26 protein-coding genes and 1 tRNA gene are annotated in these 25,662 nt (G+C 40.1%); 13 read left to right on the top strand and 14 right to left on the bottom strand.

Annotated features, from left to right (window positions below; all coding sequences use genetic code 11):
• Positions 1–32 precede the first annotated feature (32 nt).
• Together WNY79_RS17760 and WNY79_RS17755 are read right to left on the bottom strand one after the other, a co-directional pair.
• Positions 33–2,534, bottom strand: a complete 2,502-nt coding sequence (locus WNY79_RS17760) for an FtsX-like permease family protein (RefSeq protein WP_294114670.1) — start codon at positions 2,532–2,534, stop codon at positions 33–35.
• The gene (locus WNY79_RS17755; RefSeq protein WP_024596837.1) at positions 2,524–3,237 is read right to left on the bottom strand and encodes an ABC transporter ATP-binding protein; all 714 of its coding nucleotides are present in this window, start codon (positions 3,235–3,237) and stop codon (positions 2,524–2,526) included. The genes WNY79_RS17760 and WNY79_RS17755 overlap by 11 nt, the downstream gene beginning before the upstream one ends.
• On the opposite strand from WNY79_RS17755, the gene WNY79_RS17750 reads away from it, so the two are divergent.
• Both WNY79_RS17750 and WNY79_RS17745 read left to right on the top strand, forming a co-directional pair.
• A complete protein-coding gene (locus tag WNY79_RS17750; protein WP_342876517.1) occupies positions 3,238–3,861 on the top strand; it encodes an arylesterase in 624 nt (207 codons plus the stop codon).
• A 111-nt stretch (positions 3,862–3,972) separates the two neighbouring features.
• Positions 3,973–4,049, top strand: a tRNA-Pro gene (locus WNY79_RS17745).
• A gap of 1,001 nt (positions 4,050–5,050) precedes the next feature.
• Here WNY79_RS17745 and cadR read toward each other — a convergent pair.
• Complete coding sequence (cadR, locus tag WNY79_RS17740; protein ID WP_058549647.1) at positions 5,051–5,440, bottom strand: Cd(II)/Pb(II)-responsive transcriptional regulator; 390 nt, start codon at positions 5,438–5,440, stop codon at positions 5,051–5,053.
• 81 nt (positions 5,441–5,521) lie between these two features.
• On the opposite strand from cadR, the gene WNY79_RS17735 reads away from it, so the two are divergent.
• The 7 genes from WNY79_RS17735 (at position 5,522) to WNY79_RS17705 (ending at position 13,369) form a co-directional block, all read left to right on the top strand.
• Positions 5,522–6,157, top strand: a complete 636-nt coding sequence (locus tag WNY79_RS17735) for a cation transporter (RefSeq protein WP_058549646.1) — start codon at positions 5,522–5,524, stop codon at positions 6,155–6,157.
• Complete coding sequence (locus WNY79_RS17730; protein ID WP_058549645.1) at positions 6,154–6,513, top strand: DUF3703 domain-containing protein; 360 nt, start codon at positions 6,154–6,156, stop codon at positions 6,511–6,513. The genes WNY79_RS17735 and WNY79_RS17730 overlap by 4 nt, the downstream gene beginning before the upstream one ends.
• Positions 6,506–7,390: a cation diffusion facilitator family transporter gene (locus WNY79_RS17725; RefSeq protein WP_058549644.1), complete on the top strand. Its 885-nt coding sequence runs from the start codon at positions 6,506–6,508 to the stop codon at positions 7,388–7,390. Before WNY79_RS17730 ends, WNY79_RS17725 begins: the two co-directional genes overlap by 8 nt.
• An 87-nt stretch (positions 7,391–7,477) precedes the next feature.
• The gene (locus WNY79_RS17720) at positions 7,478–7,873 is read left to right on the top strand and encodes a hypothetical protein (RefSeq protein WP_058549643.1); all 396 of its coding nucleotides are present in this window, start codon (positions 7,478–7,480) and stop codon (positions 7,871–7,873) included.
• 71 nt (positions 7,874–7,944) lie between these two features.
• Positions 7,945–9,267 (top strand): TolC family protein, encoded by a 1,323-nt coding sequence (locus tag WNY79_RS17715; RefSeq protein ID WP_180270423.1) that lies wholly within the window; start codon positions 7,945–7,947, stop codon positions 9,265–9,267.
• Positions 9,264–10,202, top strand: a complete 939-nt coding sequence (locus WNY79_RS17710; protein ID WP_342876516.1) for an efflux RND transporter periplasmic adaptor subunit — start codon at positions 9,264–9,266, stop codon at positions 10,200–10,202. Before WNY79_RS17715 ends, WNY79_RS17710 begins: the two co-directional genes overlap by 4 nt.
• Before the next feature lie 53 nt (positions 10,203–10,255).
• Complete coding sequence (locus WNY79_RS17705; RefSeq protein ID WP_058549641.1) at positions 10,256–13,369, top strand: CusA/CzcA family heavy metal efflux RND transporter; 3,114 nt, start codon at positions 10,256–10,258, stop codon at positions 13,367–13,369.
• A 351-nt stretch (positions 13,370–13,720) separates the two neighbouring features.
• On the opposite strand, the gene WNY79_RS17700 is transcribed toward WNY79_RS17705, so the two are convergent.
• The 4 genes from WNY79_RS17700 to WNY79_RS17685 all read right to left on the bottom strand — a co-directional run bounded on the left by WNY79_RS17700 (position 13,721) and on the right by WNY79_RS17685 (position 16,351).
• Positions 13,721–15,109: a hypothetical protein gene (locus WNY79_RS17700; RefSeq protein ID WP_058549640.1), complete on the bottom strand. Its 1,389-nt coding sequence runs from the start codon at positions 15,107–15,109 to the stop codon at positions 13,721–13,723.
• A 62-nt stretch (positions 15,110–15,171) separates the two neighbouring features.
• Positions 15,172–15,408: a helix-turn-helix domain-containing protein gene (locus tag WNY79_RS17695; RefSeq protein WP_058549639.1), complete on the bottom strand. Its 237-nt coding sequence runs from the start codon at positions 15,406–15,408 to the stop codon at positions 15,172–15,174.
• A 294-nt stretch (positions 15,409–15,702) separates the two neighbouring features.
• A complete protein-coding gene (locus WNY79_RS17690; RefSeq protein ID WP_058549638.1) occupies positions 15,703–16,071 on the bottom strand; it encodes a hypothetical protein in 369 nt (122 codons plus the stop codon).
• Positions 16,072–16,159: 88 nt separating this feature from the next.
• Positions 16,160–16,351, bottom strand: coding sequence for a hypothetical protein (locus WNY79_RS17685; protein WP_058549637.1), 192 nt, complete (start codon positions 16,349–16,351; stop codon positions 16,160–16,162).
• A 92-nt stretch (positions 16,352–16,443) separates the two neighbouring features.
• Here WNY79_RS17685 and WNY79_RS17680 point away from each other — a divergent pair, with 92 nt between their 5' ends.
• Both WNY79_RS17680 and WNY79_RS17675 read left to right on the top strand, forming a co-directional pair.
• The gene (locus WNY79_RS17680) at positions 16,444–16,719 is read left to right on the top strand and encodes a helix-turn-helix transcriptional regulator (RefSeq protein ID WP_096793372.1); all 276 of its coding nucleotides are present in this window, start codon (positions 16,444–16,446) and stop codon (positions 16,717–16,719) included.
• A 57-nt stretch (positions 16,720–16,776) separates the two neighbouring features.
• Positions 16,777–16,929, top strand: coding sequence for a hypothetical protein (locus WNY79_RS17675; protein WP_165722308.1), 153 nt, complete (start codon positions 16,777–16,779; stop codon positions 16,927–16,929).
• Here WNY79_RS17675 and WNY79_RS17670 read toward each other — a convergent pair.
• Positions 16,922–17,536 (bottom strand): Fic family protein, encoded by a 615-nt coding sequence (locus tag WNY79_RS17670; RefSeq protein ID WP_342876515.1) that lies wholly within the window; start codon positions 17,534–17,536, stop codon positions 16,922–16,924. The genes WNY79_RS17675 and WNY79_RS17670 overlap by 8 nt on opposite strands.
• Before the next feature lie 562 nt (positions 17,537–18,098).
• On the opposite strand from WNY79_RS17670, the gene WNY79_RS17665 reads away from it, so the two are divergent.
• Both WNY79_RS17665 and WNY79_RS17660 read left to right on the top strand, forming a co-directional pair.
• The gene (locus WNY79_RS17665) at positions 18,099–18,320 is read left to right on the top strand and encodes a hypothetical protein (RefSeq protein WP_008136222.1); all 222 of its coding nucleotides are present in this window, start codon (positions 18,099–18,101) and stop codon (positions 18,318–18,320) included.
• Complete coding sequence (locus WNY79_RS17660; protein WP_342876514.1) at positions 18,313–19,194, top strand: site-specific integrase; 882 nt, start codon at positions 18,313–18,315, stop codon at positions 19,192–19,194. Before WNY79_RS17665 ends, WNY79_RS17660 begins: the two co-directional genes overlap by 8 nt.
• A gap of 572 nt (positions 19,195–19,766) precedes the next feature.
• Here the strand turns inward: WNY79_RS17660 and WNY79_RS17655 are convergent.
• From WNY79_RS17655 to WNY79_RS17630, 6 genes are all read right to left on the bottom strand, one after another.
• A complete protein-coding gene (locus tag WNY79_RS17655; RefSeq protein ID WP_342876513.1) occupies positions 19,767–20,285 on the bottom strand; it encodes a hypothetical protein in 519 nt (172 codons plus the stop codon).
• Positions 20,269–20,607 carry an STAS-like domain-containing protein gene (locus WNY79_RS17650; protein ID WP_342876512.1) on the bottom strand — a complete coding sequence of 113 codons (339 nt, stop codon included), beginning with the start codon at positions 20,605–20,607 and terminating at the stop codon, positions 20,269–20,271. Before WNY79_RS17650 ends, WNY79_RS17655 begins: the two co-directional genes overlap by 17 nt.
• Positions 20,579–21,718, bottom strand: coding sequence for a hypothetical protein (locus WNY79_RS17645; RefSeq protein ID WP_342876511.1), 1,140 nt, complete (start codon positions 21,716–21,718; stop codon positions 20,579–20,581). The genes WNY79_RS17650 and WNY79_RS17645 overlap by 29 nt, the downstream gene beginning before the upstream one ends.
• Positions 21,719–21,829: 111 nt before the next feature.
• Positions 21,830–23,107: a site-specific integrase gene (locus WNY79_RS17640; protein ID WP_342876510.1), complete on the bottom strand. Its 1,278-nt coding sequence runs from the start codon at positions 23,105–23,107 to the stop codon at positions 21,830–21,832.
• Positions 23,108–23,634: 527 nt separating this feature from the next.
• A complete protein-coding gene (locus tag WNY79_RS17635) occupies positions 23,635–23,883 on the bottom strand; it encodes a hypothetical protein (RefSeq protein WP_024600470.1) in 249 nt (82 codons plus the stop codon).
• A gap of 92 nt (positions 23,884–23,975) precedes the next feature.
• The gene (locus WNY79_RS17630) at positions 23,976–25,574 is read right to left on the bottom strand and encodes a cyanophycinase (protein WP_342876509.1); all 1,599 of its coding nucleotides are present in this window, start codon (positions 25,572–25,574) and stop codon (positions 23,976–23,978) included.
• Positions 25,575–25,662: the final 88 nt, after the last annotated feature.

The following is a 25,662-nucleotide window of genomic DNA, read 5'->3' as shown; positions in this document are numbered from 1 at the left end:
CTTAATCCAATACGTGTTAAGTTAGTTTAAGCTTACCCTAGGGCGCGCACTAACCCTTGGGTGTTTTGTTTTAGTGTTCGGGCAATCATTAAATAACCTAAACCCGCTACAAATACACCGCCAGCTACCGGCCCAATAATCCATATGTGCGGGTGTAGCTTACCGGCTAAATCAAACATTTGTTGTTGCACAATTAAAAGCGCTATATCACTAAAAAATGCAGCAACTAAACCAGCTAAACCGCCTAGTAATAAAAACTCATAAAGGGTCGCGTTTTTGATTAATCGGCTTTTAGCCCCTAGCGTTCTGAGTATTACAATTTCTTGCATACGCTCACCTAAACTAGCTTGCACTTGCGATATAAGTACAAGTGCGCCACACAACACAACAATTGCAAGTACAAAGCCGATGGCGAGTGATACTTGCGAAATAGTTGTTTGTATTTGCTTAACAAAGTTATCAATGTCAATTGCTGTAATAGTAGGGTAAGTACGCAATAACTGGCTAAAATCACGCTTTTGCTCTGGGTTTATACGAACCGACGAAATATACGTTGCAGGAAAATCTGCAAGTACATCTGGGCTTAAAATAATAAAAAAGTTAGGTTTAAGCGTGGCCCAATTAACTTTGCGCACACTGGTGATTTTAGCGTCAAACGACTGCGAACCAATTAAGAATGTAAGCGTATCGCCTATCTCAACATCTAAACGCTCAAGCATCGACTCCTCTACTGAGGCTTCAGCCATCGCATTTTCACCAAACCACGTGCCTTGTGTTACTTCATTTTGGTCAGGCACATCTTTAAGCCATGTAAGGTTTAGCTCACGGCCAATACCTGCACGGGCTTCTTCGTCTTTTTTCTCATTGTCTTGCAGCGATACAGAACGTGCTACCAACTCGCCGTTTACCGCATTTACGCGCCCACGAATAGTTGGATAAAACTCTGATACCTGAATATCTTTTTGAGCTAAATATTCATTAATTGGCTCAAGTTCATTTTGCGTAATATTCACTAAAAACGCATTAGGTGCGTCGCTTGGTAACTGCGATTGCCAATCAGATATCATGTCGTTTTTAAGTACCACTAAAAACAGCAGTAATTTAATCGCTAACGAAAAACTAATTAACTGTACCGCGTTCACATTTGCACGCTTTTGAATAGACGCAATTGCAAGCGACCAACTGTTACCTGGCTTTAACCCTAGTTTTCGACCACCACCAAATATTAATTTAGATACTAAAAACAGCACACCAATTAGCGCGAGTGTTGAGATAAACAAAATAAGCGTTATTTTTATGTTGTTACTAAATAACCACATTAATAAAAACACGGTTAGCGCACTCATACCTAAATGCACACGGCTCACTGCCAATTTGTCACCTAAGTTACGGCGCAGTACTCTAAGTGGTGGAATATCAAATAAATCAAACAACGGCTTAATAGAAAACATAACGGCACAAATTACGCCAGTGCTAATAGCCACCAGCCAAGGTTTAAAACCACCTAAAGGTAGCTCTGTGCCCATACTTTTTGATAAGTAACTTGTTGCTATTTCTTGCAAGCCGTAACCAATTAACAATCCAATACTTACCGCCATTGCACACACAAGCAATAAATGAAGCATGTATATTTTTCGGATCATCGAACGACTACCGCCTAACGTTTTCATCATCGCTACTGGGTCGTATTGGCGTTCACAATAACGTTTTGCTGAAACAGCTATAGCCACTGCGGCTAAAATAATACCTAATAGACCGGCTAGTAATAAAAAGCTCTCTGCGCGGTTTAAACTATTTGAAATAGGTGATTGGCGGTCTTTAACGCCGTACCATTGTTGGTTTTCTTTCATTTGTGGTTTAAGCCACTCATAAAAGCTATTTATATCGGCCTCACTACCGGCATAAAGTTGGCGGTAATAAACACGACTACCCGGCTGCACAACTTCGGTTTTTGCTACATCGTCAATATTAATAAGCACACGACGGCTGCTTGAAAACACATTAAATGGCGCATCGGGCTCTTCTACAATAACTTTTGAAACATTAAATAATGCAGCGCCAAGCTCTACTTGCGCGCCTATATCAATATTTAAACTGTAAAATACAGATTCACTTAGCCACACATTACCAGGCGTTGGTCCGCTATTAGCAACCTTAGTTTCACCTGTAAGGGTATCTTTAACTTTTAACTGCCCTTTTAGCGGGTACGCATTAGATGCCGCTTTTACTGAGCTAAACTGCATTTCATCATTAGCAAACAACATAGTGTCGAAGTACACCATCTGCGCCGTTTTTAAATTTTGGCTCTGTGCTTGAGTAATAAAAGCGGTGTCGAGAACATGATCGCTTGCAAGTACACGGTCTGCTGCAATAAAAGCACTGCTTTTTTGCGCAATACTTTGCCCTATTCGCTCAGTAACCATAGACAGTGTAAGCACGGTTAAAACTGCAAGCGCGATAGCCGCACTTATAACAGTTAGCTCACCACGACGAAATTCTCGCGAAAATAACTTAAGCGCTAACTTAACCCACATCAGCAACGTCCTCTACTTGGCTTTTTACCAGTAAACCCGCTTCTATTTGAATAATGTGCTCACATTTTTGTGCAAGCCCTTCATCGTGAGTAACCAAAATAAGCGTAGTACCGTGCTGAGTATTTAAATCAAATAATAACGACTCAATCATTTTACCATTTTTACTATCTAAGTTAGCCGAAGGCTCATCAGCAAACAGTATTTTAGGTGTACCAATAAATGCTCGCGCAATAGCAACACGCTGTTGCTCACCGCCAGAAAGTTGCGACGGGTAATGATCAATTCGATGGCTCAAACCTACTTTTTCAAGCAAAGCAATTGCTTGCTCTTTCGCATCACTCTCGCCAGCAAGCTCTGCTGGTAGCATAACGTTTTCAAGTGCCGTTAAGCTTTGTACTAACATGAACGATTGAAACACAAACCCAATTTTAGCGGCGCGCAGTGCAGCGCGCTCTTCTTCGTCTAAATTGTGTAATGGTTCACCATCTAAAAATATTTCACCGCTGCTGGCGGTGTCCAGCCCTGCCAATAAACTGAGTAACGTAGATTTACCAGATCCCGATGTGCCAACAATAGCAACAGACTCGCCATGCTTGACATTAAAGCTGATGTCGCTGAGGATGGGCAGCTCACCTTCAAAGGTAGAGACTACTTTAGACAAACCATTAACCTGAATTATATTTAATTGAGAAAGCGCTGACATATGACTCATTCAATCCTTCGTTTAGTATTCATTTTATTTTTAGTTATCAAACCGCTGAGCGCAGCAGCCGACAACACGATTTTAATACTCGGTGACAGTTTAAGCGCAGCCTACGGACTTCAACAAGAAGAAGGCTGGGTAAAATTGTTACAAGATAAATACGATGACGAACAAGCCGACATTGAACTTATCAACGCCAGTATTAGTGGCGAAACATCTGGTGGAGCCCTACGCCGTTTAGATGCATTGCTTGAGCAATACGAACCCACTCATGTACTTATTGAGCTAGGTGCTAATGACGGTTTACGTGGTTTTCCAGTCAAAAAAATGCAAACTAACTTAACGTCTCTTATTCAAAAAAGCCAAGCAGCTAATGCGATGACCGCCTTAATGGAGATTTACATTCCCCCTAATTACGGTCCGCGTTACAGTAAAATGTTTACAGACACTTTTACACATGTTAGCGAAGAAACAAACGCGCATTTAATGAACTTTTTTATGCTAGATATTGCCAGCCAACCTGAGCTGATGCAAAACGATAGTTTACACCCTAACAAAAAAGCTCAGCCATTAATACGAGATGAGATGTATGACTCGATCAAAAAGTGGTTAAATAAAGACTAGCCAATTAATACACCGCAAGAGTGCCTTTTTAGGTCTCTTGCGTAATAAACACCCAAACAAACAATCGCTTATTGATTTTTAAAAAAATACACGTACTATTGCATACAAAGTCGGTATGTGGCGCAGCTTGGTAGCGCACTGTCATGGGGTGGCAGGGGTCGAGAGTTCGAATCTCTCCATACCGACCATTTAAATTCTATTTGTTTCAACTTGTTATAAATTAAACTCTCTTCTTTATCGCACTATTAACTTAGCATTTTTAAATATATGTCGCACATTTATCGCACGATACTTCCCTTAAATTATTTTATACTTTTAAGGTATAAAAGGGGGGGATATATAGGAAGACAGCTAATGGCACTCTACTGAACAAGTTTTTATTCTTCTTTTGAATTGTATTTTAAAGCTCAAAGTACAATAGAAAACAATTATGCAAACCAACGAAAAACAAAACCGCTTCACACTTACTCTTTGACGAAATTATTTGTGCAATTGTATTTGGCTCAATTCCCTGCCTTTTAGTCTTACTCTTTTCAGGCGTAGAAGGCCCGGTTAGCTTTTTCTAAGGGATTACGCCACCAGACCATCTGATATACTATTTTAATTTACTAACTCTTTTGCATAGTGTTGTTTGGGCTATTTCTAAATACAGTTTGTCTTTACCCGATTCTAGTAGAACATTTAAATACAGATTACATACACCTTCATACCAAATTGGTTTTAACCTAGTAGGTCTGTATCGAGCTGTAGCAGGTTCACTCCCTTTCATTGCAATACCTCTATTAATTTATGATTCGACTAGAGGTAGCATCCTTAAAGCTATATTTATGCTTTTACTTTCAATTGCTAGTTTACTAGCCGCCTACTGGCTAACATATTGGCAGCAAAAGACCGTACCAAGAATTAAAGAGTTTTGATTTATACTTCAGCCAACGAAAAGTTTGAAACTTAAGGCAACAACTAACTTGAAAAACGCCGGACACCTGTGAATTGGAAATTAAAAGAAAATAGGCAGCTTTGAGCGATCAACGGACATTCGACCTACCTCAGTCGAACGACTGCTTAGCCCAAAAATGCGAACATAGCTATTTATTGTGTATTGGTTACTTTATCTAATATCAATTAGCGAACCATGTACAATTATGAAACCTTAGGCAAACGTAAACTACAAGACTTGTAGATATAAGTATCACTCTTCAAGCAACTGCAATACCCCACATTCTTTAACTTTTCTATCATCTGTGCATGCCGAGGCCATCTCAGATAGGGTAGCCTTTAGCTCCTCAAGCTCTGCAATGCGATGCGTGACGTCAACCATATGTTGATGGATCAAATTGTTCACACTAGAACAACTTTTATCGGGATTATTTTTTGTATCCAACAGCTGTTTAATTTCTATTATGGTCAAATCTAATGAGCGACATTGTTTAATGAATCGCAGTGCTCTCAACGATGATGCGTCGTAAATTCTGTAGTTGCCTTCACTGCGATTGCAAGCCTCAAACAAATCCTGTTTTTCATAAAAACGGATCGTCTGAATAGAACACCCACTTTTTTTTGATAGCTCACCTATTTTCATAAACGTGCCTTTGTGTTGTTGACTCTATACTAGGTATAGACTTTACACTGTACCTATAGTTTTGGGAATAAGAGTTGAACAATGAGTGGTTGCGGCTGTGAAGTGGAAATCAAAGATGCCTCACAAAAACGGGTTCTGTATTGGCTGCTCGGCATCAATGCGACGATGTTTTTCGTTGAGATGACCGTGGGTATTTTGGCTGACTCTACTGCTTTAATAGCAGACTCTATGGACATGCTAGCGGATGCAGTTGTATACGGCATAGGTATTTATGCTGTGGGCAAATCTATACTTCACAAAGCCAAAGCTGCGAAAATCAGTGGTTACTTTCAGCTATTGCTGGGCGTAATTATTCTTATTGATATTACCAGAAGGTTATTCTTGGGCAGTGAGCCTATCTCATCACTAATGATAGGAATGGGGTTCATTGCACTAATTGCAAACGTCGTTTGCTTGGTGATCATTCGTAATCATAAAAACGACGAAGTACATATGCGAGCCAGCTGGATTTTTTCGGCCAACGATGTCATCGCCAACATGGGTGTCATTATCGCCGGAGTTTTAGTGGTATGGCTTGATAGCAGAGTACCGGATTTGGTTATCGGCTGTATTGTGTCGATTGTCGTGCTGCGCGGAGCGTGGATGATCCTCAAAGGTGCCAAGCAGGAAGTACTTAATAGCGAAGTACAGAAAGGTAAAGCGGGTGATCCACTATGACATACAACAAAGCGGTTAAGCCACATATCGATTCCAAATTAACAGATTACTCAGATGCAATGTCTAACAATAATGAGAGGCAGGCATTTGCAGCGCTGGAGGATGCGCATGTAATTGGTCAGCACTCTACTTATTATCATTGTTTAATTCATTGTAAAATGCTGCGACACGGTCTTCTAAACAAAGATTGGAGAGCCGTTTTTGGACAAGTAATAAGAATAGTTGGTGCTGCAACCAAAACAGCTATCGGCCTTGTACCTAAAGGGAATACAGGTGGCACTGACATCAGCCCCTTTAAGCGACTGCCAATCAGTGCTGAAAATCAAGCGATATTGGACAAAATCAACCATGCATAATCATAACCACAGTCACAGTGATAACAGCGCATCAAAACGTATTGGCTGGGCATTTTTCTTGAATGTCGTGTTCACTATCATTGAATTTATCGGCGGGTGGCTGACAAACAGCACGGCTATTATGGCCGACGCAGTGCATGATTTGGGCGATAGTTTATCCATTGGCACCGCTTGGGGCTTAAATAAACTCAGTGATAAACAAGCAACCAATACATTTTCCTATGGCTATAAACGCTTTTCACTTCTTGGTGCATTGATTAACGGGTTAGTGTTAACGACTGGCTCAATATGGATCTTATTCGAAGCTATCCCAAGGCTTTCTGCACCCGAAATGCCGCAAGTCGAAGGCATGATACTCCTGTCAATTTTTGGCATCGCCGTTAATGGATTTGCTGCGTATAAACTTAGCGAAGGGAATTCCTTAAACGAACGTATCTTAAACTGGCATTTACTTGAAGATGTATTGGGTTGGGTGGCAGTGCTGATCGTATCGATTGTGCTGATGTTTAAGCCATGGCCAATTTTAGATCCTATCTTATCCATTGGCTTCACGTTATTCATTTTATTCAATGTAGTTAGAAATCTAAAAGAAACCTTATTGTTATTCCTGCAAGCCACGCCCGATGCTAAGCAGATGGAGGAAGTGCGTAAAGTACTCATGTCATTTGATGATGTGGCGGATATACATCATTTTCATATCTGGTCTTTGGACGGTGAACATAGCGTCATGACGGCACATGTGGAGTTGAAACAAGATGTTTCGGTTTCTCAATTGAGAACACTTAAAGACGAACTTCGCCAAGGTCTTGATGAGTTTGATTTTGTGCACACTACCATTGAAATTGAATTTGCCAATGAAGATTGTCGTGATGAGTAATGTAATGATTGAAATACTTTGTTTCGGTTGGTCGATTGGTCTTAGTTCGATTACCTGTTAATATGAAAAAGATGAGAGTAGATAGATATGTTTAGTGTAAGGGTGACAAGTTACCTGCTGATTTCGCTGATTTTGTTTCAGTCGTTTTCTGCTGTCGCCAAGTCCTTGGATTTTCATGCTATCGACTCGCAACATCTAAGCGAAATACATGAACATCAGGCGGGAGATAACACCGCTTCTGTGAAGACGCATGCTCAACTGCAATCTAACGAACAACTTGATACTGATAACGCCCCCGTAGATATTTCTCACAATCCTGCTGATTGCCACCATTGTGGTCACTGTCATGGAACCCATGCCCAATGGCTTGGAAATAACACCGCAATTGAACTGGCTTCGGTTGCCACCCATCACGGTTTCTATTACTTATCAAAAGTAATAGATGCACCTGTCACGCAATTACTACGCCCACCTAAAGCATAACCCTGAACTAATCAAACACCGTTCGCCAACTGCTTGGCGATATATATTTTTGATAATTTAGGAATAAAACAATGATGCATATTTCATTGAGTCGCCCTATGCGTTTGCACGCTTGGGTGGTTTCCACGATGCTTGTTCTTTTGACAACACACACCGTGGTAGTAGCACAAACAAACAGTATCACCAATCGCGAAATGACCTTGCAAAGCGCCATACAGCGAACATTAGCGAATTCGCCCGAATTGCATGAGTTCACATACAAGCAACAAGCAATTGAGGGAGAAATTAAAACTGCTTCTCTCAAACCAGCCCTCAACGTAGGCATTGAAGTGGAAAACTTCTTAGGAACAGGCGAGGTATCGGGCATTAAGGACACCGAGCTGACTCTCACATTGTCGTCGGTCATTGAATTGGGCAATAAACTCAATTCACGTAAGGCGTTTGCTAAGGCGCAATCCACCTTAGTCGAAGCGCAAAAACAAGTGCACACCTTGGATGTACTGGCTGAAGTGACACGTCGTTACATCGATGTATTGGCGCAACAAGCGTTAATTGACGCGCAAAAAGATGCAGAAACACTTGCTCGATATACCTATCAAGCAGTCACAAAACGGGTGGATGCAGGTGCTTCCCCTGCATTTGAACAGAAACGCGCTGAAGCGGCTTTAGCAAGAGCTAGACTGGATGTGGTGACGGCACAGCAAACTAAGCAAGCCATGATAAATAGTCTGGCTATTCTGTGGGGGGAAAAAGATCCCTCTTTTACTGATGTGGAGGGTGACTTATTTGCGCTGCAATCGTCTCCTTCGTTAACCGCGCTTTTCACCACTCTATTGGACAGTCCCAATCTTGAGGTCTATACGCAAGGTTCGAGATTGCAGGCTTCCCAAGTCCGCCTTACTCAAGCAGCTAATCAATCGGATTTAAGCTGGACGGCCGGTATCAGGCGCATGAATGGCATAGATGAAACAGCCTTTGTAGCAGGCGTGAGTATGCCTCTGTTTGCCGGTGACCGAAATCTTGGCGAGTACGAAAAACAGCGAGCAATTCAGGCACAGCTGGAACAACAAAAAGAGTCAGCGACGCAAAGCCTATACCATCAGCTAAATATGGCCTTGATGGTCAGAAACAATGCGCTGCTCAATGTACAGACACTGCAAAACTCTATTATCCCACCCTTAGTTCAAGCGCTGGAATTAGTAGAACAAGCCTATATCAACGGTCGATTCAGCTACCTTGAATGGGTGAGTACACGTCAAGAACTACTCAATGCCAAACAAGCCTTAATTCAATCAGCGAAGCAAGCTCATCAGCGTGGTGCCGATATCGAATCACTGACTGCACAGCCTCTTGTGGATACGATCAACACCTCTTTTTCGAGAAAAACAAAATGAACAAAAATATATTAATTAAGAAGCAAAACACGCTGTTAGTTTTCATTGTTTGCAGTGCGTTGGGATTTTTTTCAAGCACCACAATACAAGCATCAGAAGGCGAGCATGGTAAAGAGGAAGCCCATAAGGATGAACGCGTATTCATGGCAGATAGCATGGCGCAAAAAATGGGCGTAATGACGCAAAGTGTGCAAACGGGTAGTCTCAATATTACCACCACTGTTTACGGAAATATAGTGACCGACCCTGCTTCACTGAGTCATGTGCGTGCACGATTCGACGGTATGGTGACTAAGGTCAATGCAAACTTAGGTAACAAGGTAAAAAAAGGCGAGACACTGGCGGTAGTTGAATCCAACGAAAGCCTGAAAAGTTATCCCGTTGCCGCGCCGTTTTCAGGCACCGTGATTGCCAGACATGCCAATGAAGGCGAGTTATCTAATGGCCAAGTGTTATTTTCAATCGCAAACTATGATGACGTGTGGGCACAGCTTAAAGTCTTCCCACAACAGCTCTCTGATATTGCAGAGCAGCAAAGTGTTCAACTTAGTGTGGCAGGCTCATCGTTAGAAACCACTATCCAGCATATCTTACCCTCGCCAGATGAAAAACCGTATGTATTGGCGTATGCCAAAATAGCTAATACCTCAGGTCAGTGGCCGGTTGGCGCGGCTATCAAAGGGCTTGTCACAATCAACAAACTTGATGTCGCCATGATGGTTCCTAAAGCTTCGATTCAAGAGTTTGAAGGGGCTTCTGTCGTGTTTGTCAAAGAAGGTGATGAATACCGTCCCGTGCCCGTTACCTTAGGTCAACAAGATAACTACAATATTGAAGCGTTATCAGGTCTGCACATTGCAGATGTGATTGTCAGCCAGAACAGCTACCTGTTTAAAGCCGATTTAGAAAAGTCGGAGGCCGGTCATGACCACTAATAACTCAATGCTATTTACTTGGTCATGCGTCTCAGTTATTGGGGGACGAACATATGATTGAATCCATATTACGTTTATCCATAGAGCGACGAGGGATAATGCTGATGTTGATCTTCCTTGTGCTGGGCATGGGGATATTCAGTTATCAAAAATTACCTATCGATGCGGTACCCGATATCACTAACGTGCAAGTGCAAATCAATACACAAGCACCGGGCTATTCGCCTTTGGAAACCGAGCAGCGGATCACATTCGTAGTAGAAACAGCACTGGCGGGATTACCTGACCTGTCCTACACCCGCTCTTTATCACGCTACGGCCTGTCTCAGGTAACAGCGGTATTTGATGAAGGCACTGATCTGTATTTTGCGCGTAATCTCATCAATACGCGATTAGGCGCAATCAAAAGTCAGCTACCAGAAGGGTTAGAGCCTGAAATGGGACCTATCGCTACTGGGTTGGGCGAAATCTACATGTATACCTTGCGAGCCAAGCAAAATGCGATGCAAAAAAATGGTGAGCCTTACAATGCAATGGCGCTTCGCGAGATACACGACTGGATTGTAAAACCGCAGCTCGCACTGGTTAAGGGGATCACTGAAGTCAACGCCATTGGAGGCTATGTTAAGCAATACCATGTGAATCCTGAACCACAGCTTATGCTGAATTTTGACATTAGTCTAAGCGATATCCATCGTGCTCTGGAGCGAAACAACACCAATCAGGGGGCGGGGTTTGTTGAGCGAAATGGGCAACAAATACTGGTGCGCTCACAAGGTCAACTTCAAACACTTAGCGATATCGAAAATGTGGTAATAAAACGCATTAATACTGTCCCCGTTGCGGTGAAAGACATTGGCAGTGTGGCTATTGGTAAGGAGCTGAGAACTGGTGCGGCAACGCAGGAGGGTGAAGAGACCGTTTTAGGTACGGCAATGATGCTAGTCGGCGAAAACTCACGAGCCGTTGCTCAATCCGTTGCCAAAAAGGTGAAGGACATTCAATCCAGCTTACCTGATGGTATTGTCATTGAGCCAGTCTATGACCGTACCCTATTGGTCGATAAAGCTATCGAAACGGTTCAGAAGAATTTAGTAGAAGGTGCGTTATTAGTCATAGTGATCTTGTTCATATTGCTTGGCAATATTCGCGCCGCGCTCATCACTGCGGCAGTTATACCGCTGGCGATGTTGGCGACCATTACAGGGATGGTTAATACAGGTGTGTCTGCCAACCTAATGAGCCTTGGCGCATTGGACTTTGGATTAATTGTCGATGGTGCGGTGATCATCGTAGAGAACTGTATCAGGCGGTTATCCGAGTCTCAGAAACGCACAGGCACAGTCTTGCCACTTAAAGAGCGGCTAGAACTGGTTTTTCAAGCGACCAACGAAGTCATTCGTCCTAGCTTATTCGGTGTATTGATTATTACTGTCGTGTATATCCCGCTGTTCTCATTGACAGGCGTTGAGGGCAAGATGTTCCAACCAATGGCGGCAACGGTCATCATGGCGCTGATAGCAGCGATGCTGTTCTCCATTACCATTGTACCGGCGGCAGTCGCGATGTTTATGGCAGGTAAAGTCAGTGAGAAAGAAAGCTTCATTATTGTTGCAGCTAAATCCGCCTATCGTCCTATCATTAATCTTGCACTGAAATTACGCTGGATAGTGCTTTTCGGCTCAGTCGTGCTGGTAGTGGGCAGCTTATGGTTGGCAACGCGATTAGGCTCTGAGTTTGTTCCCCAGCTTGACGAAGGAGACATCGCACTGCACGCCATGCGAATACCGGGCACAGGTATTGAACAAGCCGTCGCAATGCAAAAAACACTTGAATCTACCTTGATGGAATACGAACAGGTACTCACAGTGTTTGCGAAAACCGGTACCGCAGAAGTAGCTACCGATGCGATGCCGCCCAACGTAACCGATACCTTTGTGATGCTAAAACCACGAGCGCAGTGGCCTGATCCTAACCTATCAAAAGCTGATTTCGTGGAAACCCTTGAGCGAGATTTACAAGCGGTGACAGGCAATAACTATGAGTTTACCCAACCTATCCAAATGCGTTTTAACGAGTTGATAAGTGGGGTAAGGGCTGACCTTGGTATAAAAGTCTTCGGAGATGATTTAACCACGCTGGTTGCTTCTGCAAACGACATCTTAACGGTTTTACAATCAATTGACGGCGTGGCGGATGCACGACTTGAACAGGTCGATGATATCCCTATCTTCACTATCAACCCTAAGCTAGTCGAGTTGGCACGTTATGGATTGGACGTGGCCGATTTGCAGGAGTGGTTGGCGTCAGCTATCGGTGGTAATACTGCTGGCTTAATTTTTGAGGGAGATAGACGCTTTGAGTTGCTTGTGCGATTTGGTGAAGGTATCCGCACAGATTTAGATGCCATTGGCAGCACTCCTATCATTACATCGGATGGGGAATTTGTGCCGTTATCAGAAGTCGCTACGCTGGGGTACTCGTCTGTTCCCAATCAAATCAGTCGAGAAAACGGTAAGCGCAGAGTCGTGGTTACCGCCAATGTCAGAGAGCGCGACTTGGGGAGTTTTGTTGACGAAGCCAAAATCAAAATAACCGAACAGGTAGCTCTACCAGCAGGCTACTGGCTGGATTATGGCGGCACGTTTGAACAGCTTGAAAGTGCCAGTCAGCGACTGTCTATCGTGGTGCCGGCCACGCTTTTCCTGATACTTGTGTTACTAGTGGTGGTGTTTGGCTCATTTCGTGATGCCTTGATCATCTTCACTGGTGTGCCTTTAGCCTTAACAGGAGGTGTTTTCGCACTCTGGATGCGTGACATGCCACTGTCTATATCTGCCGGAGTCGGGTTTATTGCGCTCTCTGGTATTGCGGTACTAAACGGCTTAGTGATGTTGTCATTTATTAAACAGCGAGTACTAGAAACAGGTGACTTGATTAACTCAATCGTTGATGGAGCTATCACAAGATTGCGTCCGGTTCTGATGACGGCACTGGTAGCAAGTTTAGGTTTCATCCCCATGGCACTGAATGTCGGGACTGGCGCTGAAGTGCAAAGACCGCTTGCAACGGTAGTGATTGGCGGGATCATCTCGTCCACCATCCTAACATTGGTCGTTTTGCCTATTTTATATCGGATGATGCACTCGAAATTAACTAAGGAGTGAATGTTGGGCACCGTATTGCAGAAAATACGGTGCTCTTCGTCTGGAAATTTAAAACAACTGAAAATGATTACTGAACTGTATATTCACCAATAAGAAGCTGATTGTCCGGAATACTACAATTACCACCAATTCAATCAAGGTCGAATGATGATCTGCAAATGACACAAATTTAACAGTCAGGTCTAACGTTCGACTGTCCGCTTTTAGGCTCAAAGCAGACCGTTAGAGAATTTCTGCTCAACAACTGCAATTGGCACTAAGCGGTCGGGGCAACTAGTCCAGAAAGTTCTAAGCTGTATTGCCACTGTTGCATATTTTGCTGTTTAATTTCAATCTAAGTGCCCTGTCACATTATGTTATCCAATATCTTTTAACTGTTCTTAAACTAAGATTAGTAAAAAGTGCAACAGCCTGTTGAGTTGGTTTGTTGCCCGTTTCTTTGGTTATTTTTTTAACAGTTTTTTTAACAAGCTGCTGCGAATTACTTCGCTTTTTAATCGCAGTGTCTGTAGCTGCTTTTTTCTGCCTCTCCTTAATTTCATCGCTTGATAACTTCACTTTTGACTTAACATTTAAGTATTCAGGGCAAAAGCCGAACAAGTCTTCCAGGTAATCAGCTAGAGTCTCTTTTCTGTACTTATAGTGTGTTGTTTTTGCTGTTCTAGTTAAACTAACAAGCTCTTCTAATGATAAACCAATTAGTTCATCATTTATTTTTGTTAGCTTTTCAAATGCGGTGTTTTTATTCAGATGTTGAAACGCAACAAACAGGATAAACGCTGTTTTATCTCGCTTACCCTTTGGCACCCCACCCTGCTTATAAAAGTGGTTTTGAATACTGTTAATACATTTTAGCCACCATTCTTTAATGCTATGACCGTAGCGTTGGTGACCTGGTTGCTTTGGTTGCTTTGGTTGCTTTGGTTGCTTTGCTATCTTATCTCTGGGGCTTGAAGCTAAACTAGTTTTGAATTCTAGTTGTGATTTCTCTATATCCTTCCGTAAATGACATAGATCTAAACACATCAACAGTTCATCAAATGTATATTTAGTACCAGAGCCAAAATACCTGGCATGCAATCCTGTTCTGCTGTGAACAGACCCTGGGACGCGCAAAAAGCCGCTAATTCTTTTTGTAGCCATAAGATCTATATGCCAAAAACTCTCTGACGTTCCAAAACTCTCAATTAGACTTTTAGCGATTTGTTGCCATATCAACTTGTTAATTGCGACTGCATCTACAGGATTGTAAATCCAATAAAGATGTATTCCACCTGAGCCAGAAAGGACATAGCCTGTTGGCGGCGGTAGCTTACTCAGTTTTAACCTATTGAATACTTCAGGAACAATTTTAGCCTCTGTCCTTCTAACATCAAATGGATCACATTTATGATTAAGATCAATTTCAATCCAATTCGCTGACAGTAGAGCAAGGTTGCTTTCCCTAGGCCAACTAAAAAATTCGTTTGGAGTGTAATAGCAGTCTACTGATTCACTTGTACTATACAATACTCCTCGAACAAACTTACTAGTGTCCCGTCTAAAAGCTCGAAAATCGGTTAAGCTTTTTGATTTACTGTTCCCAAGTAAATGAATAAATTTTTTAGACTTATGGCATTTACTTAGTAACCCTCGAACATATTTAGGTGTCTTAAATTCAATTAGAGAATAAAACTGACTCGGATAGGCAATAGTATATTCTGGCCACTCGAATTGTGGCCTTATTTTAAAGGCAAGCATATAATATGAAAATGCAAAGTGCGTTTGGGGTGTCGCCGGTCAAGCAGCCCCTTTCGCCTTCCTTACACCTCCACTCCTTCAAAGCGAGCAAGCCATTGCTCAACTGTTTCGCGTTTAAACAGGCGAACTCGTCCCAATTTAATAGAAGGTGGAGCTAAACGTTGAACTTGATAAAGGTTGGCATCTTTTCCAGACTCAATAGCCTTGCGCTGGGCGCTCAGACGATTATTAATTGTGCCTGTAGATAGGTGTAAAAGCTCTGACAGCTCTTTTACTGATAAGATCTCTGATGACTGCATATTCGCTCTCCAATACGTAAATTAGAGCAAAGAGATGCCACATTGCTCTGTGAGCCGTGGACTTGCTAGTACATATAATTAATATATGCGTACCCTAGTAACCTCTTTTCTACGTATTGAAAGCAGCCCCGAACATTGGGCGCCTGTTTTTTATTAACTTTACTATGTTCTGTGGTAAATCTTTTTATCTCTTTGCATTATAAGTAAGCATAATGACTATGCTTAAGATGAATTTAAATGAGATATAATGATAAATCAAGTGAACTTGAGGAATTAAATTGCTCTAAGGCTCTGCTAATGAATTACCGAGCGCTGGATTTTTAAACTATCACTGCAATCATCACAAAGCATAAGCATCCACTTAAACACTGATTGAACATGTGCCTCAGGGTAGTAATTATCAAACTTCTTCACTTTTTCTGATCGATTATAAAACGATGAAAAAGACTCTAGTTGTATATCCCAAACCTCTGATTGCTCGTTACTATAATCGTAAAACATGAAGTCTAAGGTAAGTAACTCACTAAGTACTTGTGCTTCATTAAGCTTACTTAGGTTATTTCTAATCGATAATAACTTATCACGGCTATTATCCTGACCTTGCAGTCTGATAAATAAAAAATCAATCGCGGGTAAAAATGAATAAACGTTAAAATTAATCATAAAAAACTACGCAGCTTTTCAACTGCGTAGCCTGTATTTTGTGTAAAAACCCACTTAACAATTGCACTTAACAAAGCAACTGTCAAAACTATTTGTAGAACTCACCACGACTATGAACGTCACGCGCTTCTTGCTCTGTGTAGCTATCACCACAATGATCGACATTTCCTGTTCCATCATTGTATTCATCAATGAACTTATCTTGCTCAGACTTATCATCAACATCCAGCAAAATATCAACCGTCACGGCTCCTATAAACTTAACTGCTTTCCACAACATTTGCTTCACCCGCCTCTATCTAAGTATTCCTTAGTATCGTGAATGCATTAAAGCTAAGAAACTCTTAGTTTTCAAGTTAAGAATTAAATATAATGAAAACGAATGATGGTTCACCGTTTCCAAAACGGCTAAAAGAGGCAAGACTAGCAAAAGGACTTTCGCAAAAAAAACTAGGAATACTGGCGGGAATGGATCAGTTTGCGGCTTCGCCTAGAATGAATCAGTACGAAAAAGGCGTTCACTCACCCGACTTTCAAACAGTGCGGGCACTAGCTAAAGTATTAGAAGTGCCAACAGCATTTTTTTACTGCGAAGAAGATAATTTAGCCGCTATAATTCTTAATCATAAATCTTATAACGTTAATTGATAACATAAGGCTCTAGGTGTAGAATTAAATGTAGATGATTTATTCGAGGTGGTAATAATGAGTAAAGATAAGAAAAAAATCACAAAAAGTATGATTTTGAGATCTGTTGCTAGTTCAACTGCCATTGAAACTGGCGCAACAGTAAAAACAATAGAAAAAAGGTTAAAAGCAAATAAACTTAAATATGAGTCTCTTTCACTCGCTATTTAATTATACCTCTCACGAGCTTTTCAATGTGTTGGTAATCTCTGTTTACACCCGCTTGAATTGACTTAATGTAAAAATCCTTATACTCATCCCATAAGCTATAATCAAGCGTTCCTTTTCCAGCTTTGCTACACAAAAAATCCATTAACAGACGGCTTACCCTGCCGTTACCCTCACGAAATGGATGAATTAGAATAAACTCAACATGGCTCTGAGCTAAAAATGACACAAGCTCTTCATCGGTCATTTCTGGTAAGTTATTAAATCGAGATAAATACTCATCTTCAAATACGCTAATATGCCTTTCAATTTGCAGAGGTGACATAAACTGAAATCCACCTTTGCCCATATCAACGCTTCTTATTTTACCTGCCCACTCGTATACATTACCTAGCCATTGTCTGTGCCAATTAGCAACATTTTGAAAAGAAAAAACGTCATCTTCTGGCTCTGGCGTTGTAAATATTTTTTCATATAGTTTAACTAAAAGAATAGCCTCAACATCATCCACCTCTGCTGCATCAACAATCGCTAACTTGTTCGCTAAAACTAGTTTTTCAGATCCTAGTTGATATTGCGCTTCAATAGAATCAGTTTCGTATTTAGTCATTTAATTACGCCAGTAAAATGATTAGTGTAAAAGTGCTTAACAACCAATGCAAGTAACCTTGGTGTAATAAACTTGTCAATTTATGCTGTTGTTGAGTAATTAATTTAAAACCAATTTTAATAGAGGCATCATGAGCAATAGCCTCTCTTTAAACATTGGGGCTTCGCCCCTGTCCCCCGCTATGTCGAAGCCGAAAATCGGCTTACACATAGCGGGGGACAACACATTCATACTCTTATACGCAGGTTTTATTTGCAGATTGAAAAATATTTCTAAAGTGGTAATCTTATTGTTACTGAAGCTCTAACGAGCCAGAAAAAAACAGGCGCTATTCTGCTGCCTTCAACACGTAGTAACGAGGTAAATACTATCTTTTCAAAGGTAGTAACCAACCAAAAACGGCGCACTCCAGCTGCTGACAACACGTAGAAATGAGGTTAATTATCAGGCGAGATCAGTCCGAGCCTTTCGCATATGCGAAAAACAGGGGCGAATAGGCTTAAGTGCCGCTGAGCTTTATTGCCAGTCAATCTTACAACCTTAATACGACTGGAGTCATACCATGAAATTCGATGCCCTAATCGAAGTCCAAAAACTAAAATTTGAAAGTAAGTTAATCGCAGGAAGCCGTAAAAAAACATCTAAGCTTGATAAACATAAATTCGAGCTAATAGAAATTTACAAGCAAGGGTCAAACATTGTCGAGCTTCAGCGCTGGCTAAAGCGTAAAGGTATCAATGCTCATTGGTCAACAATTCAAAGATGGATTAAAAAACATGGCTAAATTTGCGAAACCAAAAACTCAAGCACACAATGTCATAAAAGGGCTTACAAAAAGTAAGCTTATAAAGTCTCTTGGAACTGCCAGAAACTACGAGCAATCACTTAACACCGTTGCCTCTTGGGCTAAAGATATTGGCATAAACGGTATTCAGGCAATGACCATCGATCAAGCACTCAATTATTTAGATTACCGTAAAGAAATAGTGGGTCAAAAGTCACTGGATATGGAGCGCCAAGCTATACAAGCAATGATGAGGCTAAACGGCAAACTTAAAGATAAGCAAACCCTCCCCGTTATTAAATCAATTAATCAGCAAATTCTTAAATCACGCGCCTACACCACAGAGCAAGCACAAATAATAAGTAAGCACCAAACATCTAAATATTCATTATCAACACAAATAGCACTCTCTTCGGGGCTTCGTGCGCATGAATTATTGACCATAGCCAAAGTTGAAGAGCGCAAAGCAGATAAACGGCCAGCTTTTGATTCAAAGTGGTCTGGTAGAAACGGTGTGCTATATACCGTGACAGGCAAAGGAGGCTTAACACGCGAAGTACTAATACCTCACGATTTATCAGCTAAATTAGAACTTCGTAAATTTAAACAACCGGTCACCGTTGTTGACAGAAAAATAAACTACTTACAGCGCTACGATATAGGAGGCGGTAAAAAGTGGTCTGATTCATTTAATAAAGCATCAAACCGTACTCTTTCATTTTCCAATGGCGCTCACGGCCTAAGGCATAGCTACGCACAAGAAAGGCTATTAGAGCTGATACTCAACCAATATCCATATCAAATAGCATTAGAAACCGTTTCGCAAGAAATGGGACATTTTAGGCCAGAAATCACTGAGGTATATTTACGTTAGATTAAAGCTACCGTGAAGATAGCTTTAATTTCAAGTCTTATCTATTTCTTTGAAGATTTACTAGGTTTTAATCCTGGGGTGTTCCCCGGAGTATTTTTGTTATCACGTCTACGTTTATCAGGTTTGCCAGTTGAATCAGCAATTGGTTTTGGTCCAGGTTTAAGAGCCATAATCGTTATCCTTTCAATTAAGAGGAAGTCCCTCAATTATGAGTATAGCTTTAAACAAAAATTTGGAGGTTGTTATTGATAAATAATTAATTTTTCATTAAATCGAAAAGGTACAATTTTGAATGAAACCTAAAAGTAACGTGTTAGGGGTGCGTTGACTTAAAAAATTTCAAAACTTAATTTGGCGCACTGAGATTAGGAAATTTCAATTAAAGTATCAATTGTACATCTTAAACGCCCTACTCTTTTCAACAGGCGCACACGAAAAGTAGGTACGGCTATGCTCAAGAAAAATTATTTAGCTTAATGCGTTAGGTCTTAAATATGAAAGGGCTTTAGAAAAGGTTTACCTTCTTATAGCTCGGGCTATTGGACTATATTCTAACCAAACATCACATTAGACTAAGTTAGGCCAAAAAAAATTGCTTTATATAAAAAAAGAATTAACCCCGTCATTGCTAAACACTTTAAGTCATAATTATAGGAAGAATAAAACCTTTTCAAAGGGGCTTTATTAATAAGCTCAAAATACTTACTTTCTAACTCCACCGTTTGAGTGTGAATGATTTCAATTATGCGAGGAATTTCAAGCTTTAGTTCCTCGTAAGTATTAGCTTCCAAATCGCGAATTTTTGATAATTCGCGCATGTCAATTATAGAGATATTCATATATTTGTTCAGCATCATGCACGATAGCTCAGCAATAGTAACTTTAGTCGCTAACTCATCTTCAAAGTATTCAAACTCATAATCTTTATCAATTTCTTTTAGCCACTTGTAGACCTTTTCTAACTCTTTAGCAGCCTTGTCTTTAAGCCTATTTGATTCCGTTTTTTTCAAGGTTCTAATATGAACGATTATAACAATCAACCAGCTAACGAAGCTGGCTATTATTGTCCAATTATTAACTAATCCGTTCATTTTCAGCCGCTTCAAGTCTTTCTTTAATCAGTTCCTCAACACTCTTAAGTAAATCATGCTTATAAGTAAGCTTTTCATTTAATTCAGTTAAGGTAAAGTTTTCAGAACGAATTAGACCTCCAAAGGTTTCGTCTATAAACGACCGACCGTATCGATTATATCCAGTAAGGTCTACCATTACCTTTTCATTTTCTAATAAGGCAGGTACTAATATATCTTCTCTATAAGCTTCGCCACACCACTCATAACGATCTCGTGACCTAAATTTTGGTTTAGCGTGCCATTTAACTACACTAAGAGTTATCATGTTTTGATTTGTCATCAATTTTTATATTCCATTGAATCAAAGTTCCAGGAAAAAAACGTGGTAATTTTTTTATATCAGGCTCAATTTCTCCTGATTTATTGTCAGCTGTTTTAAGCTGCATGAGTCTGTACACTGCATTATTACTTACAATCCATAGACGTCCATTGCTATTTTCTTTGACTAAAGATTTAATACTTTTTGAACCCTGTCCACGACCTTGTGCCATAGTACCAGAGACATCACCAGACATTGCTAAGTTTAACAAGTGGATATCATTAAGACTAACGCTAGCCAGCCGGAGTATAGTACTAATAATACTTTCACCACCTTTTTGTTTGGCTACAATATTACTATATATGTCCGGATATGCACTTTTTAAAGCTTTAGGTAACCATTTATGACCTAAAATAGATTTCGGCATACCAATACCTTTATCATAAATAGTCAAAAATAATTGCCCTGCAATTACCTCTGTAAACATCCACCAAGTCCGATTTTCATTTGCTTCATCAGGGTATGCATGATTGCCAACATTTTCTACAGCTTCTATTATTGCGCTGCCGAGAACTTGCTCCTGCTCAGGTTCCATTTTATTTTTATAAATCTTAAATTTAATAAAATCTATAACCTCTTCAGTATACTCCTCATTAACTCCTTTAAGCACAGGTAGGCGATGATAATTTACTATATCCGCTGCGTTATTGTGACTCTCATTCCCTATTTTTCTTATTCCAGTGGCATTGATTAGTCTATTTACACTTTTTTCCTTACTCAAACGGATTTTGCAAGTTAGGTTTTTTTCGCTTATTAGGTCATCAACAGCCGCAAAAAGAAAAACCATCGCAGCAACTTTGGTATCCTTTGTATTGTAGAAGTCCAAAGTGAAGTCTGACTTAATATTCTTTTTCAAACGTTCTACAAATTTTACTGTCTCAATAAAATTATGTTCATCATCGTAACCATAAACATTTAAGACACTTGGTACTGAAATAATAACTCTCCCACTCCCTGGACTTTTTGTACCTTTTGGTCGATTGTAAACCTTGCCTTGCCTAGCTAGTTGCTTTTCAAATCTTTTTTTACCAACTTGAGTTTGGCTTCTATATCTCTCAATAGTTTTCTGCAATTAGATCTTTCCTTAAATGCCTTTTGCATTTTTTTAACAGCATTTTCTGAAGTAGTTATCTCTTAATTGATAAAAACAAATCCCAACTTTATCAAACAACTAAGGTATATTCTAAGTATATAATTCATGAGGTAGTTTGAATAGTTTTTCAGCCCATTTACATAAAACTTCTCTGCGCTTGTCCATATACTCTTGCATATTATAAACGCCCTGCACTCCTTGTAATTGGTGATTCAGTATTTTTTCAATCACTATTGGATCTGTTCCAATATCAGTATCACCTAAGCGAGTAGCGACTGTTCTTCTTAAATCGTGAGGTACAAATTTTGGGACTCCCAACTGCTCTTGTTTACGACTTATGGAGCGTGATAGTGAGTGCCTGTCAATCGGTTGCTCACCTGGGCCTGATTTGTTAGTTGTTGTACTAGGAAATACATATTTAGAATTGAGATAGCCAAATGCTGCACGTAACTCATCAAGCAAAATAACCATATTTTGAGTAATCGGGACTTTATGGGTTCTTTCGCCATCTTTGTTTTGCTTTACTCGCTCGGCTGGGATTGTCCATATCATTTTGTCAAAATCAAATTCTTGCCATTGTGCGCCTGTGACCTCTATTGGCCTACAACCGGTTAAAGTAATACATTTCAATGCGTAAATAACTTGCTGGCTGATACCTAGCTTTGGTAAGCGTTCGAAAACTTGAATCACTTCGTCAAACTCCAGTGCTCTGGTTCGAGACTTTTCAAGGCCGCCTACGCTTTTCTTTTTAACTGTGCTTATCGGGTTACCTTGAATTAAATCTCGCTCAACACCAAAGTTAAACATTTGCTTAAGGATTGATAGCGTTTTATTCGCCTGCGTTTTAGCACCTCTGTCAGTTATTGGATCAAGCACTTTTTTAAAAATTTCACGGCGGGTTATCTCTTTAAGTTTATAATTACCAATAAATGGCAGAATGTCTTTTTCGAACATTCTAATAACTGGATGTACATCTTTCCGGTTAGCTTTAATATCTCTTTCAATAAACTCATTCGCAAGTACTGCGATTGTCGGTGAGGTGATTTCTTGCTTTTCAATCAGTGCTGCTTTCTTTTTTTGTAAAAAAACATCAATACCGCGCGACACATCACCAATATATTGCTTAGCAAGCTGCCTAGCCTCACTAACTGTTATTACCGATGAGTTGCCTAAGGCTAACCTTCTTTCTTTCGAACCTCGGCCTCCTAGGCGGTAATACAAATAATATACCTGTGAGCGTTTACCCTCTTTATTTGGTTTTCCAAGATTTAAATAAAAACCAGAGATCTCAGTGTCATTGATTTTGGTAATTTCCAAAGGGGTATTTTTGAGTATAGATTCAGTTAATTTTACTTTGATTGACGCCATTTTTCGCACACCTAGAGTTAAATCAAAAATTTTGTCGCACACTTATCGCACGAGCTGATTTGAGTTCACTAAACTTCACGTTTGTTCACTAGGTATAATTTAAAAGCTTAATCCTTTCAATAGCAATAACTTACAATTACTTTGAATACTTCACTGTAGAACACTTTTAGCCACTTTTGTACACGATAAAGCACAGGTAATTTTTATGGGGTGGCAGGGGTCGAGAGTTCGAATCTCTCCATACCGACCATTTAATTACCCCTGTATTAATAAGTTAAACTTCTCTACAAAATGTAGCCAAAATTTACCTGTATTAATTCTACAATTTATCTGTAGCACTACCTTATTTATCAAAGCACACTTAATAAAACAGAATTTACCTAGTAAGTCTTGTAGTTTTTGAGTGGGTTGTATTTAAATGTTATTACCTTGAAGTGGCCTTTGTGGAATCTATATAAAGCCATTTGATTTCAATTTTATTGAAATTAAAATAAAAAAGCGCTCTAAGCGCTTTTTTTATTAAAGTACTAGTGCTTGCGCCCTACACCATTTCGTACCATGTCTTGCCCTGTTTGGAATACGTCTTCTGTAATCATGCGTGCTAAAAGTAGCTTTTGATTATCGTCAAACACAGCAACAAAACGGCTGCCATCTTTGTTATTAGTAGCCATGCCAACACCAGCAACACCTTTAAGTCCAAAGCCACCGTTTTCGACATCTATTAAAAAGCTTTCTAGTGCGGCTAAAGTATCAATTACGTCATTTTCATTATTCATTTTAAAACTCTTTTAGTAAGGCTTTTAAATCATTATGGTGGCTATTTTATAGAGAAGAGCCAAAAACTTAAACCCTTGGCTCAGGTTAGTCACTAAATCGACTTTATAACTAACTCTAAATTGCTTAGCGCACAACCAAACTCTTTGGCATTTACGCGATGATACTGTGTGTCACTCGTTGCTGTAAGGCTAATTATAAACTCGTCTTGTTGAGCGACCGCACTTTGCTCTTGGCTTAGGCACATAGCTTGAGTAAGTGAGCGAAGCTTTGAATTTGTTAAAATTGAGCTAAAACGCTGCACAGGCAGTGGAGGTATTTTTATAGCCGGTAACGCTTGCTCTATGGTGCGCTCGCTTAGAGTAAACGTGTTATTGGTAATATCAATTACGCTACTAGCAGGCCAGTACGAATAACGATAGTTATTACTATCAGCTAGAGGCTTACCTTGCTCAGTTAAGTGCACAACACCACTTTTACCTATTACGGTCATTAAACTACCTTCTGGCGATTTAATAACAACCAAAGCTGTATTTTCATCAATACCAAAACCATGTTTAATCTCTGTTTTAGTATTTTTCACTTCGTTTTTATTTAGCGTTGCTGCAAGCCTAAATGTACGGTTTTGTTCGCTAAATTGAGTATCTATAACACCAAAATTAAAGCTAGCAAGTCCACCAGCGTTAGCATTAGCGTTAGTTTCACTTTTACGAAGAGCCTCAAGGCTTGTCGTATTTGTAAGCATGCCCGTCACTTTACTCTGGATTGCAGCGCCCGCTCCTTCACCTACAATTACTGGGCGAGTTTGCAATGCTTGCGTCCACGGGTATGGGTTATTGTTTTGATCAAATAATACTTTGTGAGTTAATGCTGCATTACCGCTATTAAACATCACACCGGTACTATTTTTAATAAGTGATACAAGTGTATTAGTGCCACTTTTACATAAAGCGTATTCGGCCTTTGTGTACTCTGGATAAATTGCTTCCCGGTTATACACATTCATTAATGTATTTCTGAGAGCGGGTAATTCATCGCACGAGTTACTCGTAATCGCTTTAGCAAGCGCTGGGGTTAGTGCTAACCATTGAGTGCTTATATTTGATTGTGCTAAAAGACTCTGCGCTACATCTGCCGACTCATAAGGGTCGCGGCTCGATGCCGTAATAGCAAGCATGGTGGGTTTTGCGTTATTAACTTTTAAACTGCCCGACACAAATTGTAAAATATTATTAGTCGCGACCTCAATATTAAAATCGGTATTTACTTGCTCTTTTAATCGCTCACCGTTTTTATTAAGTAGCGGCACTTCTAGCATATCTAATACAAAATTGTATTCTTGCTGAGTCAGGCTTTCTAATTGCTGGTTATTTATATCGCGCCATAGCCAGAGTAAATCAGTTTTTGAGACGCTATTAGACGATTTACTTTGTATGGCTTTAAGTGTTTTTAATACAGCCGTTTTTGCCTCAATGTTATTATTAGGCCAGTGCTGCGTGATATTTTTTATTTGAGAGTCGTTAACCGTATATAAATTATGTGACTTACCATCTATAGCTGCCTCTTTTTGGCAATTATTAAGCTTTGCGCTTGTACAGGTAGTTAGCTCTGAGCCCACTAAAATTAAAGTTTGGCTTTGCTCTTGGGCCACTGAATTTATTGAAAAAGCAGCACTAAATAATGTAACTACCATACTCAACAATTTTGGTTTTTGATTGCGTAAAAATGCACACATCGTAGTGTAAACTCTAATAAATTTATAAAAATAATGTGTTGTAGTT

It is taken from the genome of Pseudoalteromonas sp. AS84, assembly GCF_038900255.1.
Classification (GTDB): Bacteria; Pseudomonadota; Gammaproteobacteria; order Enterobacterales; family Alteromonadaceae; genus Pseudoalteromonas.
The sequence above is the reverse complement of the archived record's forward strand: the minus strand, read 5'-3'. Positions and strand labels throughout refer to the sequence as shown.